The 18,861-nt window shown below is 37.6% G+C and carries 14 protein-coding genes and 1 riboswitch; of the genes, 13 read left to right on the forward strand and 1 reads right to left on the reverse strand.

Features of this window, described 5'->3' with window-relative positions; translation table 11 throughout:
- Nucleotides 1-99: 99 nt before the first annotated feature.
- The 3 genes from EO114_RS00155 to EO114_RS00165 are packed head-to-tail and all read left to right on the forward strand — an operon-like array spanning nucleotide 100 to nucleotide 4,539.
- Nucleotides 100-1,527 carry a glycosyl hydrolase family 18 protein gene (locus EO114_RS00155; RefSeq protein ID WP_127060745.1) on the forward strand — a complete coding sequence of 476 codons (1,428 nt, stop codon included), beginning with the start codon at nucleotides 100-102 and terminating at the stop codon, nucleotides 1,525-1,527.
- A gap of 51 nt (nucleotides 1,528-1,578) precedes the next feature.
- Nucleotides 1,579-4,047 (forward strand): leucine--tRNA ligase, encoded by a 2,469-nt coding sequence (leuS, locus tag EO114_RS00160; RefSeq protein WP_127060747.1) that lies wholly within the window; start codon nucleotides 1,579-1,581, stop codon nucleotides 4,045-4,047.
- Nucleotides 4,048-4,059: 12 nt separating this feature from the next.
- A complete protein-coding gene (locus EO114_RS00165) occupies nucleotides 4,060-4,539 on the forward strand; it encodes a dCMP deaminase family protein (protein WP_009354146.1) in 480 nt (159 codons plus the stop codon).
- 141 nt (nucleotides 4,540-4,680) lie between these two features.
- On the opposite strand, the gene EO114_RS00170 is transcribed toward EO114_RS00165, so the two are convergent.
- Complete coding sequence (locus EO114_RS00170) at nucleotides 4,681-5,175, reverse strand: S-adenosylmethionine decarboxylase family protein (protein WP_062402869.1); 495 nt, start codon at nucleotides 5,173-5,175, stop codon at nucleotides 4,681-4,683.
- Nucleotides 5,176-5,400: 225 nt separating this feature from the next.
- Between EO114_RS00170 and EO114_RS00175 the strand changes: the two genes are divergently transcribed.
- The 10 genes from EO114_RS00175 to EO114_RS00220 all read left to right on the forward strand — a co-directional run bounded on the left by EO114_RS00175 (nucleotide 5,401) and on the right by EO114_RS00220 (nucleotide 18,751).
- The gene (locus EO114_RS00175; RefSeq protein ID WP_127060749.1) at nucleotides 5,401-8,217 is read left to right on the forward strand and encodes an FAD-binding and (Fe-S)-binding domain-containing protein; all 2,817 of its coding nucleotides are present in this window, start codon (nucleotides 5,401-5,403) and stop codon (nucleotides 8,215-8,217) included.
- Nucleotides 8,218-8,349: 132 nt separating this feature from the next.
- A riboswitch (FMN riboswitch) is annotated at nucleotides 8,350-8,480 on the forward strand.
- 95 nt (nucleotides 8,481-8,575) lie between these two features.
- Complete coding sequence (ribD, locus tag EO114_RS00180; RefSeq protein ID WP_164723736.1) at nucleotides 8,576-9,706, forward strand: bifunctional diaminohydroxyphosphoribosylaminopyrimidine deaminase/5-amino-6-(5-phosphoribosylamino)uracil reductase RibD; 1,131 nt, start codon at nucleotides 8,576-8,578, stop codon at nucleotides 9,704-9,706.
- Nucleotides 9,687-10,340, forward strand: a complete 654-nt coding sequence (locus EO114_RS00185) for a riboflavin synthase (protein WP_127060754.1) — start codon at nucleotides 9,687-9,689, stop codon at nucleotides 10,338-10,340. Before ribD ends, EO114_RS00185 begins: the two co-directional genes overlap by 20 nt.
- Before the next feature lie 14 nt (nucleotides 10,341-10,354).
- Nucleotides 10,355-11,551: a bifunctional 3,4-dihydroxy-2-butanone-4-phosphate synthase/GTP cyclohydrolase II gene (locus tag EO114_RS00190; protein WP_127060756.1), complete on the forward strand. Its 1,197-nt coding sequence runs from the start codon at nucleotides 10,355-10,357 to the stop codon at nucleotides 11,549-11,551.
- A gap of 70 nt (nucleotides 11,552-11,621) precedes the next feature.
- Nucleotides 11,622-12,086 carry a 6,7-dimethyl-8-ribityllumazine synthase gene (gene ribE / locus EO114_RS00195; RefSeq protein ID WP_127010404.1) on the forward strand — a complete coding sequence of 155 codons (465 nt, stop codon included), beginning with the start codon at nucleotides 11,622-11,624 and terminating at the stop codon, nucleotides 12,084-12,086.
- A gap of 14 nt (nucleotides 12,087-12,100) precedes the next feature.
- A complete protein-coding gene (gene hslO, locus EO114_RS00200) occupies nucleotides 12,101-12,973 on the forward strand; it encodes an Hsp33 family molecular chaperone HslO (RefSeq protein ID WP_127060759.1) in 873 nt (290 codons plus the stop codon).
- A 28-nt stretch (nucleotides 12,974-13,001) separates the two neighbouring features.
- On the forward strand, nucleotides 13,002-14,054 hold the full coding sequence (gene mtnA, locus EO114_RS00205; protein WP_062402860.1) for an S-methyl-5-thioribose-1-phosphate isomerase: 1,053 nt from the start codon (nucleotides 13,002-13,004) through the stop codon (nucleotides 14,052-14,054).
- 9 nt (nucleotides 14,055-14,063) lie between these two features.
- The gene (locus EO114_RS00210; RefSeq protein WP_127060762.1) at nucleotides 14,064-15,341 is read left to right on the forward strand and encodes an amidohydrolase; all 1,278 of its coding nucleotides are present in this window, start codon (nucleotides 14,064-14,066) and stop codon (nucleotides 15,339-15,341) included.
- Between the two features lie 291 nt (nucleotides 15,342-15,632).
- Nucleotides 15,633-16,583 (forward strand): ABC transporter substrate-binding protein, encoded by a 951-nt coding sequence (locus tag EO114_RS00215; RefSeq protein ID WP_126940274.1) that lies wholly within the window; start codon nucleotides 15,633-15,635, stop codon nucleotides 16,581-16,583.
- Between the two features lie 20 nt (nucleotides 16,584-16,603).
- The gene (locus tag EO114_RS00220) at nucleotides 16,604-18,751 is read left to right on the forward strand and encodes a TonB-dependent siderophore receptor (protein ID WP_127060763.1); all 2,148 of its coding nucleotides are present in this window, start codon (nucleotides 16,604-16,606) and stop codon (nucleotides 18,749-18,751) included.
- Nucleotides 18,752-18,861: the final 110 nt, after the last annotated feature.

The raw sequence follows: 18,861 nt of genomic DNA on the forward strand, positions 1-18,861 counted from the left end.
TCCTACCTTTGTAGTGTACCATAAATTTTAGAGAAATAGTATAGTGTTCCCAATATATAGGCTGAATGTGATATAATATAAAGGTTAAAAGGAGCGCTTATGAAACACTTACAATTTATGAAACATATGGTGCTAGGAATATCGGCATTTAGTTTGTTTGCTTCTTATCCAGTAGCAGAGGCAGCAATCCATATTCCCTTTCCAGCACTTTCCAATACAACAACAGCAGTAGAACCTATACAATATGTAGGCCCTATGTTGTATACTCCAGAAAAGCAAGAAGTTACATTACCTATCACCATGGTATTTGATCCTATAGTATCAGAAACGGCGTATGATAAAAAGTATGTACAGAATGGTACATCAATCATGTCTCCCAGCTGGTTTGAATTGACTACGACTGGTCTAAAAGCTAGTTCTAAGCTATCCCATGACTATGTGAATGGTTATAAGGAAAAAGGCTATCGCGTATGGCCTTTGATTACAAACCAATTCGATCCAGATATGACTAGTAAAATCCTTGCTAATGAATCTATGTGGGAACGATATAAGCAAGGCCTCATTAATTATGCTACAGAGTATGGTTATGACGGATATAATTTTGATTTTGAAAATATTCATTATAAAGATAAAGCACAGCTAACTAAGTTTGTTGATTTTTTGGCAAAAGGGTTACGAACATATAATCTACATACATCAATAGATGTAACGGGTTATTCTAATAGTGAAAACTGGTCTTTAGTGTATGACCGTAAAGCGTATGCTGATGCAGTAGATTATGTGGTACTTATGGCGTACGATGAAACTTGGGCATCTAGTAATATAGCTGGACCAGTAGCTTCCTATCCATGGGTTAGAAAGCATACAGAGCAAATGCTTTCTGAAGTACCAGCATCAAAACTTGTACTGGGCATTCCATTCTATATGCGTGAGTGGTCTGTACCAGTGAAAGGTTCTTGGGAAGGAAAAGCAAAAAGTAAAACACTAGCCATGTCCAAAGCGTTGGACTTAGAACGTGAATACAGAGATGTGATGCGCTGGGATGAGCGATTAAAAGGTAATTATTTGACATTAACAAAGAAAAATGATGTCTATGGTAAATATGATGAAAAGAAACCATATGAGGGGATACTCACAAAAATTTGGTTTGAAGATCCACAGTCCTTAAGCTATAAAGTTGGTCTTGTAAAAGAATTACAACTTGCAGGAGTCGCGGCTTGGCGTAAAGGTTTTGAAGCTAGTGATGTATGGCCGGTGCTGAGTTTTGCTCTAGATGGTACTAATACAAATAGTACTGAAAAGGAGAAAGCAATTTCAGACAAAAAAGATCATAAAAAAGAAGTAAAAAAACAAGAGAAAAAGAAAGATAAGAAGAAAAAATCTAAACATACAGATACTTCAGAAGTGACAAAGATTTCTAAAGACGGTAAAGAAATTGTGTTAAAGTTTAAGAAACCTCATAAACACTCTGATGAAACAGATGTTGTAAAGGTTACAAAAGAAAAAAAGTCTTTGCCTAAAGACTAAGATTTGGAGTATACTTAGGAGTATTAATACATACAATTGAGGAGGCATAGCATGTACGAAAAATACGTGGCACAAGACATTGAAAAAAAATGGCAAACATATTGGGAAGAGTCTGGGGTATTTAAAACAGAGTATGACCCAAGTAAAGAAAAATATTATGTGTTAGAAATGTTCCCATACCCATCTGGTAACTTACATATGGGACATGTGCGTAACTATTCGATTGGTGATGTAGTGGCACGTTTCAAAAAAATGCGTGGATTTAATGTATTACATCCAATGGGGTGGGATGCATTTGGTATGCCTGCGGAAAATGCAGCTATTAAAAATGGTGTATCTCCTAAAGATTGGACATTAGATAATATTGCCAACATGACACGTCAGCAAAAAGAGTTGGGTTTATCCTATGATTGGGGCCGTGAAGTTGCGACTTGTAAAGAAGATTACTATCGTTGGACACAATGGATATTCCAACAATTTTATAAAAAAGGCTTGGCCTATAAAAAAGAAGCAAAAGTAAACTGGTGTGAACATGACCATACAGTATTAGCTAACGAACAAGTTATTGATGGCAAATGCTGGCGCTGTGATAATGATGTAGTGAAAAAAGACTTAAAACAATGGTTCTTTAAAATTACAGACTATGCAGATCGTTTGCTAGACGATTTAGATACATTGGACCAATGGCCTGACCGTGTAAAAGCGATGCAACGTAACTGGATCGGTCGCAGTGAAGGTACACAATTTGCTTTTTATGTGCCTAAAATTGATAAATCCTTTGAAGTGTACACAACACGTGTGGATACTTTATTTGGTGTATCTTATGTGGTGTTGGCACCTGAGCATCCATATGTAAAAGAGTTGATTCAGGATGCTTCCAATAAAGCAGAATTGGAGGCGTTCATTGAAACATTACGTAACCAAAGTGATATCGAACGTACTTCTACAGAAGCAGAGAAAGTAGGTATGTTCACTGGTTCTTATGCGACACATCCTATCACAGGTAAAGAAGTGCCTATTTGGATTGCTAACTATGTACTAGCGGATTATGGTACAGGCGCTGTTATGGGTGTTCCAGCTCATGATGAAAGAGACTATGCCTTTGCTAAAAAATATGATTTGCCTGTGAATTGGGTCATCCAAAATACAGCGCAAAATTTGGATTTTGCTTCTTTAGATGCAGCATTCACTGAAGATGGTATATTGGTGAACTCCGGCGATTTCAGTGGTAAAACTTCTGAAGAAGCACGTCAAGCATTAGGTGATTACTTCACTGAACAAGGTACAGGTCGTAAAACTGTAAACTTCCGTCTTCGTGACTGGTTGATTTCTCGCCAACGCTATTGGGGCTGTCCAATTCCTGTGGTGTACTGTGAAAAATGTGGAGAGCAATTAGTTCCAGAAGATCAATTGCCGGTAAAACTTCCAGAAGATGTATCCTTTGACGGCGGTGCTATCTCTCCATTAGCCACATCTGAAAACTTCCTAAACACAACATGCCCTTGCTGCGGTGGTCCTGCTCGACGTGAAATCGATACCATGGATACATTTATCGATTCTTCTTGGTATTTCTTGCGCTATACAGATGCTCGTAATGACAAAGAAGTGTTTAATAAAGAAATCGCGAAATACTGGATGAATGTAGACCAATACATTGGCGGTATTGAACATGCGATCTTGCACTTATTATATGCACGTTTCTTTGTGAAAGTACTACATGATATCGGTTTAGTAGAAGTGGATGAGCCTTTCAAAGCCTTATTAACACAAGGTATGGTATTAAAAGAAGGTTCTAAAATGTCTAAATCTAAAGGCAATGTAGTATCTCCAGAAGAAATCATTGCCAAATACGGTGCAGATACAGCTCGTTTATTCATCTTATTCGCAGCACCAGTAGATCGTGATTTGGACTGGAGCGACCAAGGGGTAGAAGGTTCCTATCGTTTCTTAGGTCGTGTATGGCGTATTATCGATACATACCAACAATTAGGTGCGTCTGGACATCATGATAGCTTATCCAAAGATGAAACTGCATTACGCCGTGAATTACATCGTGCTATCAAAAAAGTAACAGAAGACTTAGATGGTAAATTCAATTTTAACACTGCCATCAGTACTGTTATGGAGTTGGTAAATGCTATGTACCAATTTAAAGATAGCCATGAATCTGTGCAAAGTGATTTAGCAAAAGAATTAGTTGAAAAATTAACATTATTGCTAGCACCATTTGTACCGCATATTACTGAAGAAATCTGGCATGAATGTGGATTTGAAGGTTCTGTACATGCTGCATCTTGGCCGACTTATGAAGAATCTGCTCTAGTGGTAGATGAGGTAGAAGTGGCAGTTCAAGTGAATGGTAAAGTACGTGATAAATTGACAGTATCTGTTTCATTATCTAAAGAAGAATTAGAAGCAGCTGCGAAAGCATTACCACGTGTACAAGAGTTTACAGAGGGTAAAACTGTTGTGAAAGTGATTGTAGTGCCTAAAAAATTAATTAATATTGTAGTCAAATAAAACGAGGCTCCTATGGAAAAACGTAAGGACTATATTAGCTGGGATGAATATTTTATGGGTGTTGCCATGTTAGCAGGGCAACGCTCCAAAGATCCCAATACACAAGTAGGGGCTTGTATTGTGAGCGATGATAATAAAATTTTATCCATCGGTTATAATGGTATGCCCTTAGGTTGTGATGATGATGATTTCTCTTGGAATCGTAATCGAGAAGAAGATAATAAATATTTTTATATCGTTCATAGTGAACTGAATGCGATTTTAAATTATCGTGGTGGTTCACTAGAAGGAAGTAAAATATATGTCACTTTATTTCCTTGTAATGAATGTGCAAAAGCCATCATTCAAAGTGGTATTAAAGAAGTTATCTATTGGCGCGATGATTACAAAGATACACGAGAAGTGCAAGCATCAAAACGATTGTTTCAAACTGCCGGAGTAACTATTACGGCTTATGAACCAAGTGGTAGACAATTATCTTTACAACTATAATTGTAAAGGCTACATCTGTATATAATAAGGCTGAACTTGAGGATATATTCCTAAGTTCAGCCTTTTATGTTGGAATAGTATAATATCGAACAAAATAACGGCTAGTTCCCATTAAGGGCTAGCCGTTTGTATGTTCGATATTTATTTGTTGTTACCCATTACTTTTTTGATGGCTTTTACACTTTTAGAAGTAATATTTTTGCCAGTTTTTGTCAACCGTGTACGAGTTCGTGTAACTCTACCCATAGCAGTTAGAGAAGACTGTTTACGAGGCTTCATGTCTCTTTCATTACCAAAGTCACCACGACGGATGCTAGTAGCCTTTACTTTTTCAGAACCCACAGAACGTTGTAATTCTTTCATAATTACTTTTGGTTCTACAGATTTTTCAAATGTATATACATCTGCTGCTACATAGCCTAATTGTGGATATGCATGAAGAATTACATGGCAGTGATGGGATACGGCTACCAAGAAGATTTCATCTTCTAAAATTTGGCAATCGATTTCCTCAACACATTGATTTGTAATTGCTAAGGCATTCACAATAGCATCTTGTAAGACAGCAGGAGATTCTATTTTTTCATCAATACATGAATATAAATCAATTAAAACGTGTTCACCTAAAACGTGCATGTTTTCACCTACTTTCATTCATAGTCTATTATATAAAAAATTTTTGATTTTGTAAATTTGTTATACTTTTTTGTAATAGTTATGATTATAAAAATTAATTATAGAATTTACGAAACTCTACTCCTATGGTAAGCTATAGGTAAGACATAGAGAGCTATGCCCCTTTGAACGAGTCGTTCAAATTTATAAATCATACTACATATAGTAATGCTAGGAGGTCCTATTATGAAAGCACCGTTACGTTACGATTTTGCTTCTTTTTCTACGGAAGCACAGGCCGTATGCCCTGATCGAGTATTTACAGATTTTTTACACCGCTATGCTTATGGTGTAGATGCTTCTTGTTATTCGTATGTACCACAAGTAGTGGTGAAAGCTAATCATGAAGCTGAAGTCATTCGTATTTTGGAATTGGCGAATCAATATGGTACACCAGTTACTTTTAGAGCTGCAGGCACATCTTTATCTGGTCAAGCTTCTAGTGAACATGTATTAGTGGTGGCTAATGATGGCTTTAAACGAATGGAAGTATTAGATGGAGGTAAAGCATTACGGTGTGACTGTGGTGTCATCGGATCTGATGCTAATGAAAAATTAGTTCCTTATGGACGTAAAATTGGGCCAGATCCAGCTACCATTGCTAGTGCTTTGGTAGGGGGTATTTTTAATAATAACTCTTCTGGTATGTGCTGTGGTACTGTAGAAAACTCTTATCAAACAGTAAAATCTATTCGTGTTGTGTTGGTGGATGGTACGATTTTAGATACTAGCGATCCAGCTAGTGTACAAGCTTTCATGACCTCTCGTGCAGACCTTGTAAAAGGCTTATTAGACCTTCGTCAATGGATTTTTGATGATCCTGAATTAGTAGAATTAATCCAACGTAAATTTAAAATTAAAAACACTACAGGTTATTCGATTAATACGTTAGTAGATTTTGAAGATATTGTAGATATTTTAAATCATATTTTTATTGGTTCTGAAGGTACCTTAGGTTTCGTATCAGAAGTGGTATATAATACAGTAGAAGATAAGAAATTCAAGGCTTGTGGTCTTGTATTCTATAAAGAGCTATCCGATGCGTCCCGCGCAGTTGTAACGTTAGCGAATATGGGGCGTCAATATGTAGTATCTGCGGAAATGATGGACTACCTTAGTCTTAAGAGTGTACAAAAGTTAGAACAAGTACCGGACTTTGTACGTGGAGTGCCAGAGGGTACTAGCTGTATTCTATTCCAATCTGAAAGTAATAATGAGCAAGAATTAGCAGAACAAGTGGAATATATTAAAGAACAATTAAAAGATATTCCAACTATCATTCCTAGCTTATACTCTACGGATCCAGAAGAATACAATTCTTGGTGGTATATCCGTAAAGGATTGTTGCCAATTGCAGCAGGGCAACGCAAATCTGGTTCTACGGTAATTACAGAAGACGTATGTTTTAAAATTGAAGATTTTGTTAAAGGCATCGGTATCATTACAGAGTTATTCCGTAAATATGATTTTATGGATAATGGTATTATCTTTGGCCATGCCTTAAGTGGCAATGTTCATTTTATCATTACTCCAGACTTGAATGATCCAAGAGAACGTGATAATTTTAGTGGACTTGTGAAAGAAATGGCAGAACAAGTAGCAGCTGTAGAAGGTAGTATTAAAGCAGAGCATGGTACAGGTCGTATGGTAGCTCCATTCGTTGAATTAGAGTGGGGTGTGAAAGCGTACCAAGTTAACCGCCGTATCAAAGAGCTATTTGATCCTAATTACTTAATCAATCCAGATGTTATCATTACAGATGATCCAGATGTATATAAAAAGAACTTGAAAGCGATGGCGGCTATTGATCCATTGTTTAATATGTGTATTGAATGTGGTTTCTGTGAAAAGAACTGTCCATCTAAAAACTTAACATTAACACCACGTCAACGTATTTCCTTGGTACGTGAAGAAACACGTCTTCGTCAAGAAGGTAAACATGCAGAAGCAGATGCATTATCTGAAGGTTATCAATACTATGGTGTAGATACATGCGCAGCATGTTCTATGTGTTCCATGTTATGTCCATTAGGCATTGATACAGCGCAAATTGCATTATCTGTTCGTAAAGTAACAGCAAAAGGTCATGGTATTGCAGAAGCGATTTATGACAATTTCCCAGCTACCTTGGCAGCAGCTCGCATGGGGGTTACCTTAGGTGGTGCAGCAGGTAAAGTGATTACCAATAAGTTAATCTCTAAAATCACAAAAGGGGCTCACGAACTAACAGGTGTGACACCATATGCTCCAACTACATTGCCAAAAGCTAACCGTCATACCTTGAAAAATCAACGTAATACAGTAGGCAATGATAATGTTGTGTATTTCAGTACTTGTGCAAATCGTGCGTTTAAACCAAATCAAGGTCAAAAAGATACTCGTAGCTTGCAACAAGTGATGGAAAACTTATGTAAAAAAGCTGGCTATAATGTGATTTATCCACGCCACATCGAAAACTTATGTTGTGGTTTGAGCTTTGAAAACTATGAAGATATTGATAAACGTGCATTACGCGATTTAGAAAATGCTTTATTAGAAGCAAGCTGTGGTGGAGTATATCCTGTAGTGATTGACCATTCTGCATGTTTCTCCCATGCTTTTAAACATATTAAATCTGTAACAATCCTTGATGTATCTGAGTTCTTATACACACATATTGTTCCTAAATTAGATATTGTGAAGTGTAAAGAGCGTGTTATTGTTCACAAACAATGTAAAATCAAAAAAGCTGGCAAAGAAAAATACATTGAACTGCTTGCACGTGCATGTACTGATGAAGTGTTCAATATTAAATCCTTTGCATGTTGTGGTTTCGCAGGGCAAAAAGGTTTCTTCACACCAGAATTGAACCATTCCGCTACACGGGATTTAGGAGATGAAGTGAAAGATTATGGGGCTACACTAGGAGTAAGCTCTAGCTCCACATGTGAAATCGGCTTAGGCGAACGTGCAGGCATTCCATTCATTGGCATTGCCTATCTATTAGATGCATGTTCTAAATAACTGTGTAATACATTCATACAACATGAAAAGAAAACAGCCCTTTTAGGGCTGTTTTTCTTATTACATTGCTATAGTATGCAATTTATGATACAATAAACTCATCTTATAAAGATAAGAACTAAAATCAAATAAAGAAGTCTTTGAGGCAAGGTGCGAGGGGAACCTCAATTCCTGACCGGCGGTATAATAGTCCGCAAGCTCTTGAGAGCAGATCCGGTGATATTCCGGAACCGACAGTAAAGTCTGGATGGGAAAAGACAGTATATTGATAGCTATTGTGTATGTTATCAAATATTTGGAATGCTAAAGGGACTATGTATATAGTCCCTTTTTTGTGTAGAGGTGAGCCATGACACATATGACAACTGATGAAAAATATATGGCAAAAGCGATTGAATTAGCAGAAAAAGCAAGAGGATGTACATCTCCAAATCCAATGGTAGGAGCTCTCATTGTAAAAGATGGGCGCATCATTGGTGAAGGATATCATCAAAAAGCCGGCGAGCCTCATGCAGAGGTGTATGCATTACATCAAGCTGGTATGGATGCTAGAGGAGCTACCTTATATGTGACACTAGAACCGTGCTCACATTATGGAAAAACACCGCCATGTGCTAAGCGCGTAATAGCTGCAGGTATCTCTAGGGTTGTCATTGGTATGATTGACCCTAATCCATTAGTAGCGGGTAAAGGCCTAGCTATGCTACAAGAAGCGGGCATAGAAGTGGAGATTGGCGTTTTGGAACGACAATGTGTGGAAATGAATGAAGCATTTATTACATACATTAAAACGGGTAAGCCTTTCGTGATTTTAAAATCTGCCATGTCCATAGATGGAAAGATTGCTACTGCCAGTGGTGAATCAAAATGGATTACCAACGAAGAAGCAAGGCTCGATGGTCATCGTATTCGTAAAGAAGTAGATGCTATGTTAGTAGGGGTAGGTACGATTATAGCGGATGACCCATTACTAAGTTGTCGTCTTCCACAAGAAACCGTAGAAAATCAACCGCATTTATACATTCTAGACTCTCAAGGTAGAACTCCACTAGATGCAACCATTTGGACAGTACCTAATCGCAATATAACAATATTTGTTGGCGAAGAGTGTGGGCTAGAACAAATGGGAGCTTTCAGTGATAAGGGAGCAGAAGTTATTGTGACGCCATCCAATGAAAGAGGTTTAGACATTTCCTTTATTTTAGAAGAACTAGGTGCTCGTCAATGTATGAGTTTACTCATTGAAGGTGGAAGCCAAGTGGTGGCTAGTTTTGTAGAAACTAAATCTTTTGATAAATTGGTAACCTATATTGGGAATCGTATTATTGGAGGTATTGGAGCTACACCAGCTGTGGGTGGTTTAGGCTTTTCTAGTTTAGATGAAGCAGTACAGCTAGATATTGATGAAGTGATGGCTGTTGGTGATAATATGAAAATAATTAGTTATCGAAGAGGAAGAGAAGGCGTTTATGTTTACGGGGATCATTGAAGAAATAGGGACCATACAGAGTGTAAAACGTTCCCAAAGCTCACTTACCCTTGAAATTGCAGGAACTATCATTTTCGATGATTTAAAAATTGGTGATTCCGTAGCGGTCAATGGTGTATGCTTAACAGCTACTACCATAGGAGCCCAAAGATTTACAGCAGATGTGATGCCAGAGTCAGTTAAAATGACATCATTAATAAATCTTTCAGCAGGAAGTAAGGTAAATTTAGAACGAGCTATGGCTGCCAACGGTCGTTTCGGTGGCCACGTAGTGGCAGGGCATGTGGACGGTCAAGGCAAGATTATCGGTAAAGATCATGTAGGTAATTCCATTGTGTTTCGTATTGCTGCCGATGATGCTATTCTACACTATGTTATATACAAAGGGTCTATCACTGTGGATGGAGCTAGCTTGACTGTTTCCAAGGTGGGAACTGGTTGGTTTGAAATTTCTATTATACCTCATACGATTGGAAACACTATTTTGCAATATGCTACTATTGGTACTACAGTGAATTTAGAAACAGATATTTTTGGCCGTTATATTGAGCATTTTATGAAAGAAACTCATCTGGAGTCTACTAATACTAGTACAGTGACGATGGATACTTTAGTGCGTAACGGCTTTTTATAGAAAGGATGATATTTATGTCCTATACATTAAACTCTATTGAAGAAGTAATTGAAGACTTAAAAGCAGGAAAGCCTGTGATTATTGTAGATGATGAAAGTCGTGAAAACGAAGGTGATTTAGTTTTGGCTGCTGAATTTGCTACTCGTGAAAGCATTAACTTTATCATCAAAGAGGCTAGAGGTTTGCTATGCACGCCTATGTTGGAAAAAGACTTGATTCGTCTTGGTATCCATCAAATGGTAGAAAAAAATACGGATAATCATGAAACAGCGTTTACTGTATCAGTAGACCATGTGGATACGACCACAGGTATTTCTCCAGAAGAACGTGCTGTAACGATGCAAAAACTTATTGATCCAAATGCAAAACTAGAAGATTTTAGACGTCCTGGACACGTTTTTCCATTGCGTTACAAAGAAGGTGGAGTATTAGTACGTCAGGGCCATACAGAAGCGTCTATTGACCTTTGTAAACTAGCTGGATTATATCCTGCGGCAGCAATTTGTGAAATTACCAATGATGAAGGCTATATGTCACGTATGGATGATTTATTGGCTTTCAGTAAAAAACATAATTTAAAGATTGCTTCTGTAGAAGCTTTAGTGGAATACAGAAAGCGACACGATAGATTAGTAAGCATTGCAGCAGAAACAAAACTACCTACAAAGTTCGGTGATTTCCGCATCATTGTGTTTAAAAATGAAGTAGATCATAAAGAACATCTTATGATTGTAAAAGGTGATGTACGTGGAAAATCTGATGTGTTGATGCGTATTCATTCTGAGTGCTTAACAGGAGATGTATTTGGTTCTCATCGCTGTGACTGTGGGGAACAATTGGAAAATGCATTGCGCTCTATTGAAGAGCAAGGCGAAGGCATCGTTATCTACATGCGCCAAGAAGGGCGTGGCATTGGATTAACGAATAAAATTAAAGCCTATACACTACAAGATCAAGGGTACGATACAGTGGAAGCCAATGTGAAACTAGGATTCCCACCAGATATGCGTGAATATTCCTTAGCGGCACAAATGTTGCGCGAATTAGACGTGAAGAGTGTTAAGCTGTTGACGAATAATCCAGAAAAGAAAGAAGATTTAGAACGTTGGGGCATTACAGTATCTAAACGTGTTCCTATTGTGATTAAAGCCAATAGCATTAATGCAAAATATTTGAATACAAAAAAAGAAAAAATGCGCCATATGTTGTAAAAAAGTATGAAACTAGCAACTAGCAATTAGCTCGCTCAGGTCTGAATATGTCTGATAAAAATAGAGGAGAATGACAATGATTCAAGAAGGTAAATTAATAGGTACAGGTAAGAAATTTGCTATTATCGGCTCTCGTTTTAATGAGTTCATCACATCTAAATTGATCAGCGGGGCGAAAGATGCCTTGTTGCGTCATGACGTGCAAGATAGTGACATTACTACTATTTGGGTACCAGGTGCTTTTGAAATTCCATTGATTGCACAAAAAGCGGCAAAATCTGGTAAGTATGATGCTGTTATCTGCTTAGGCGCTGTCATCCGTGGTGCTACAACGCATTACGATTATGTATGTAACGAAGTGGCAAAAGGGATTGCTCATGTATCCTTAGAATCCGGTGTCCCTGTTATGTTCGGTGTAGTCACAACGGAAAACATTGAACAAGCTATCGAACGTGCTGGTACAAAAGCCGGTAATAAAGGATTTGATTGCGCTATGGGTGCTATCGAAATGATCAATCTATTGGAATCTATGTAGAAAGAAGGATATCCGTGGATTTTATTAAACGTTATACAACAGGAGAAGGGTTGCGACTATCCATTGCCGTAACTACTGATACCGTAGAAGAGGCGAGAGTTCGCCATGATTTGTGGCCGGTAGCAACAGCTGCGTTAGGTCGTACTATGACTGGGGCTATGTTAATGGCTAGTGATTTTAAAAATGATGAAAATGTAAGTATCCGATTGCGTGGTGATGGACCTTTGGGCATTGTTCATGTGGATGCATTCAGTAATAACACTGTACGAGGATATGTGGGCCATCCGCATGTAGATGTACCACTATTGCGAGAAGGAAAGCTTGATGTTGGGGCTGCTGTAGGGCGTAATGGAGAGGTTCAAGTGACTCGCTTTACTAAACTTAGTCAAAACTATACTTCCCAAAGCCCTATTCAAACAGGTGAAGTGGCGGAAGATTTAGCTTATTATCTAGCTATGTCTGAACAAGTGGGATCTGTATTAAGTCTTGGTGTATTAGTAGATCCAGATTATCATACTATTGTGGCAGGTGGCTTTTTAGTACAAGCTTTACCAGATGTAACAAATGATGCATTTGATACAATTGAAGCAAATTTGAAAACTATTGGACCTGTGACTAATTATTTGAAAGCAAATCCTAATGCGGAACACTTGATGGAACGCATTTTGGATGGATTTACTGTACAAGAAGTCTATAGTGAGCGTATTCATTTCGCATGTCCTTGTAGTCGGGAACGATTTTTTGACCGATTAGCAAGTTTGCCAATACATGATAAACAAGAATTAGCCCAAGATGAAGTGACAGAATTAACTTGTCACTACTGTAATGAAAAATATCGCTTTTCTAAGGAAGACATGCAAACCTTATTAATCGAAGAAACACATTAATGCTACTTGTTTCTATGGAGGGACCAGTATGAAAAGTATTGAATGGAATGGATCAGAAGTTATTATCTTAGATCAAACGAAATTACCTGCATCTGTGGAATATGTACGTTGTACTGACTGGCGTCAAGTGGCTGAAGCCATTAAAATGCTTCGTGTGCGCGGGGCCCCTGCTATTGGTGTATCAGCTGCCTATGGATTAATTCTTGCCTTCCGTGAGAGCTATCATCGTGGTGGGGCTAGTGCAGAGATTTTGTCTGAATTTAGAGCTTTTGCGGAAACCTTACGCCAAACTAGACCGACAGCGGTTAATTTAATGTGGGCTATTGATCGAGTATTGCGTATTGTAGATACTTTCACAGGCGATATTGGCGAGTTAGATGCGGTTCTTGTAAAAGAAGCTATCGCTATTGATACTGAAGATGTTGCCTTAAATGAAAGTATGGCAAAACATGGAGCTACATTATTCCAAGATAAAGAAACATATCGTATTTTGACACATTGTAATGCAGGAGCTTTGGCTACAGCAGGGATAGGCACCGCATTAGGAGTGATTCGAGAAGTCCATGCACAAGGTAAATTGGATCGTGTGTATGCAGATGAAACAAGACCGTTATTGCAGGGGTCTCGACTAACTGCTTTTGAACTTCATGAAGATGGTATTCCTGTGACATTACAAACAGATAATATGGCTGGTTATGCTATGCAACAGGGTCTTATTGATGCAGTGATTGTGGGGGCTGACCGCATTACTTTAGAAGGTGATGTGGCCAATAAGATTGGCACATATAGTGTTGCCGTATTAGCCAAACATCATAATATTCCATTTTATGTAGCTGCTCCGTATAGTACATTTGATTTCTCTATGGCAAGTGGTAATGATATTCCTATTGAAATGCGTAATCCTCAAGAGGTACTGCAATTCCAAGGCGTTCCTTCGGCACCGCAAGGCATTGAAGTATTGAATCCGGCTTTTGATGTAACACCTCATGATTTAGTGACCGCTATTATCACAGAAGAAGGCGTATTACGACCTCCGTTTAACGAAAGTATTCGCAATTTACAAGAAAAGAAAAGGAAATAGGAGTTGAACATGGTTGATGTTGTTATCACACATGTAGATGTGTTACAAGAAAATTCAATTGTAAGAGATATAGCCATTGTCATTGAAAATGGATATATTAAAGAATTTGTTTCTAATGATGCTGTACCTCAAGCTAAAGAAGTGATTGATGGTAAAGGTATGCTAGCAGCCCCAGGAATGGTAAATACGCATACTCATATTGCTATGGGCTTATTGCGTAATTACGCAGATGATTTGGAGTTAATGGATTGGTTACAAACTGCCATCTGGCCAGCGGAAGCTAAATTGAATAATCACTTAGTCTATTGGGGTACACAGTTAGGTATTGCAGAAATGTTCCGTTCTGGTACTACTTGTTTTAGTGATATGTATTTCTTTATGGATCAAACCGCAGAGGCTGTGAAAGAAACAGGTATTCGTGCCGTTTTATCTCGTGGTATGGCTGGTGTGGCACCTACGGCAGAACAAGCTTTAGTAGAAAGTAGAGAATTATTCCTTAACTATCATGGATATAATCAGCAGCAAATTAAAGTTATGCTAGGTCCTCATGCACCATATACTTGTCCCGATACTTATTTAGAACGAGTGGTTCAATTAGGTCATGATTTAGGGGCACAAGTTCATATGCATTTAAGTGAAACAAAAGGAGAAGTGGAAAATGTTATAAAAGCTACTGGTAAAACTCCTATTGCACATATGAATGACTTAGGCTTGTTTGATTTAGGTTGTTTAGCAGCCCATTGTGTGCATGTAACAGATGAAGATATGGATATTATGAAAGAAAAATCTGTTCGTGTAGCTCATAATCCACAATCGAATTTAAAATTAGCCAGTGGTATTGCACCAGTGCCAGAAATGCTTGCTAAAGGAATTGTGGTAGGCTTAGGTACAGATGGTTCTGCTAGTAACAATAATGCAGATATGCTAGAAGAAGTGCGTTTAGCAGCTATGCTACATAAAGCTCGTTTATACGATCCATTGGCAATACCTGCTCAAACGGCTTGGGAGCTTGGTACAGTCATGGGAGCTAAAGCATTAGATTATAATGATTTGGGCATATTAGATGTAGGATATCGGGCAGATATTGTATTGTATGATACGTCAGGATTGCATTGGCAACCACGGTATAATGATGTAGCATCCTTAGTGTATGCGGCCAATTCATCAGATGCTACTACCGTTCTTGTGGGTGGTAAAGTAGTGATGAAAGATAAAGAATTATTGACTATTGATGAAGAAAAGTTGCGTTATGAAATACAACAAGCGCAGGCGATCTTTCAAGGGTAATGCTACCCATCAGTGTATTCCGACATAGTAGTTATATATAATTCCTATGCTGTGATCATGGGTCATAGTAGCGTACTAACATTATGAAAGTTTAATAGGTATAACCTATATAAGCGAGGTCTTTATGACCTCGCTTTTAATTGACAAAAAATATCAACTATTATATTATAACAGTAATTGATTTAACAATTCGTAAATTTAAGTAACAAGTGAGCAAGTGCTCAATATATAGTATTCGGATAAGTTCCATTTTCCTTAGGGAAAGTGGATTTTTTTATTAGGAGGAAACTAATGCGATTGTGGAATGCAGTAGCTTGTGCCTCTGTTCTATGTGGTTTGATGGTGCTATCAGGGTGCTCTTGGACTGCTGATACGCCAACAGCAGTGACTCAAGAGACATCAACAAGAACGGAAATTGACAAGACGGGAACTTCTGTGACTATGCCAAGTCATCCCAAACGGGTTGTCATCTTAAATACAGCCAATATTGATATGTATTTGGCCGTTGAAGGAACTATTGTGGGGCGTATGGATGCTGCCTCTTTGACAGGAGAGTTACAAGAAAAGGTAAAAGACATTCCCTCTGTAGGGAACACATACAATCCTGATGTAGAAAAGATTATTAGCCTAAATCCTGATTTAGTGATTGGAATGAATATAGCAAATCACATAAAACTTCGGGAGGCTTTAACATCAGCGAACATTCCGTTGTATATTAATGATTTAGATTCCTTTGAAGATGTCAATCGATCCTTGCAACTATTCGGCGAGCTAACGAACCATCCAGATATAAGCAAGGTGCAAATAGAGAAAATTAATACTGTATTTTCAGACTATCAAGCGAAAATAAAGGATAAGCCACATCCTAAAACATTGTTGTTACTGGGTACACCAGGTAATCTAAACGTCAGCACAGATCATTCTTTCAGCGGTAAATTGTTAGATACATTAGGTGCCGATAACATTGGTAAATATATGAAGAGCGAAGCGCCTTATGTACCACTGAGTTTAGAATTTATACAGGAACAAAATCCTGAGCGAATTATTTTTGTAGTTATGTATCCTGATCCTTCGATTAAAGAGTCTTTTATAAAAGAAATGCAATCAAATCCAGCTTGGCAACACGTACAAGCAGTAGAAAATGGTCAGATTCACTATGTTCCAGGTGGTTTATTCGCCTTAAATCCTGGCACACGGATTACGCAAACACTGGAATTAATGTACAAAGCATTATATGAATAAATATATTAGGAGGTTTTATCATGAATAAACTTTTAAAAGCATCCTTATGTGGAGCTATTTTCAGTACTTTATTAGCACCTGTATATGTAACACATGCAATGGATACAAGTGATAATAATATAGTAGTTATTACGGCATCAAAACGAGAAGAAACTATTAAAAATAGTCCTGCTGCGGTACAAGTTATTACTCAATCAGATATGAAACGATTAGGGGCAGATACAGTAGAAAGTGCTTTACAATTAGCTGATAATATTAATTTATCAGAAGCAGGCATGACTGGTAATCAGGTAATGATTCGTGGTATGGAATCACGCCATTCCCTTGTGCTCGTAAACGGCCGCCGCTTAGCCGGTGAAGATGCATCCAATACGACGAATGTGTACACTTTGCGCCGCATTAATTTAGACCAAGTGGATCGCATTGAAATTGTCCGTGGATCATCCTCTGCTTTATATGGCTCAGATGCTATGGGCGGTATCATTAATATTATTACGAAGCAGCCTACCGATATGTCACAATCTTTTGGTGTATCTAGCGGTACTAAACATGAGCAAGCACATTATACGTTTAATAGTGGGACTCAAGGTCGTTGGAATGCAAGTATCAATGTGAATGTGACGAAAGAAAGACCTATTAATCGACATATGGCAGATCAGACTTTCAATGCGAGAACAAAACAATTAACAGGCTATACAGAAGGATATCGTCGTATCATGTATGGACATAAACAATCCTATAATAGTAGTGTTATTTATGATTTAAAAAATGCTAACCAAAATACAATTAAAGTAGATTTCAGTTATTTCAAAGAAAACCTACAAACTGATAATGCTGATAAATATGCTAATGTATTCCATAAAAGTGGAATGGTATTCGCAGCGGCCCCCAAAATGGTACCTGTCAATTTGAATAAGACAGAATATTTTGATAATAAGAGTGTACAAACGGGGATTACTTACAGTGGTAAAACCAATAGAAACAATTATGAAATAGGAGCTTATTATAGTCAATTAGATAAAAATTATCGAATGACAGATGATCGTACTTTACCTGAAGGTATTATCAATGTGATGATGCCAAGTAAACCACCAACACCACCAACATCATTGAAGTTTGATTATCAGTCCTTATATCCAGCTAATGATTACGATACGGCTAAATACAAAAATATTGTCCTCGAAGGAAAGGACACTATGTATGTAGGGGATCATCATAATGTAACATTTGGTGGTGAGTATCGACGTGTTATCTATGAAGGTACACGCCTAGGTGGATTAGATGTACATAAAATGAAACAAACTAAAAAGTTTCATTATGATTCTTGGGCAACCTATGTAGAAGATTTATGGCAAGTAAATCCAAAACTATCTTTCACACCAGCTATTCGGTATGAACATAATAGTCAATTTGGGCATAATGTAACACCAAAAGTGGGTGTAGTCTATGGAATCGATACACATACGCGGGTGAAATTTAACTTTGGTAAAGGATACAAAGCACCAAGTATTTCAGAATTATACTTAAATATGTTCCACACAACACCAATGGGAGTGTTGAATATTGTAGGAAATCCAAATTTAAAACCTGAAACTTCTACATCTTTGGATGTTGCCTTAGAAGCTGAACGTGGTAAAACATTTGGTAAAGCCTCCTATTATCATACAAGAGTAAGGAATCTAATTGATAGTCATCGGATCCAATCAGATGTGGTAGGAGTATCACAACGCCATCAATACTACAATGTTGGTAAAGCAAAAATACAAGGTTTTGAAGTCACTTTAGGTCATAAATTAACTGATAAATTTATAGTAAAAGGTACTTATAATTTGGTAGATGCCAAAGATATGAGTACTCATGAACGTTTAAGTAATCGTCCGCGTTCTATTAGCACGTTACAGCTGATTTATGATGACCATAAATCCAATGGATATAGTGCTGTATTATGGAATAGCTTTACACATAAATATGGTTTTGAAGAAGCGCGAAATCGCGGTACTAATAGTTATAATGAATACTCTTTTAATACATTAAATTTCAGTGTCAATAAAAAATGGAATAATGGATTATCTGCCTACATAGGAATTGATAATCTATTAAATCGTGAAGTTCATGATTTGTATATTGATGGTCGTATGTATCGTATGGGCATGGAAATGACATGGTAAGATAAAATCCTAGAGAGTATAGGGGACTAGGCTTGACAAATATATGTCAACTGCTTATAATATCTGTATGTGCGTATATAAATTACCTGCACTTCCATTATACGTTTTGG

It is taken from the genome of Veillonella sp. 3627 (genome assembly GCF_003992195.1).
GTDB lineage: Bacteria > Bacillota > Negativicutes > Veillonellales > Veillonellaceae > F0422.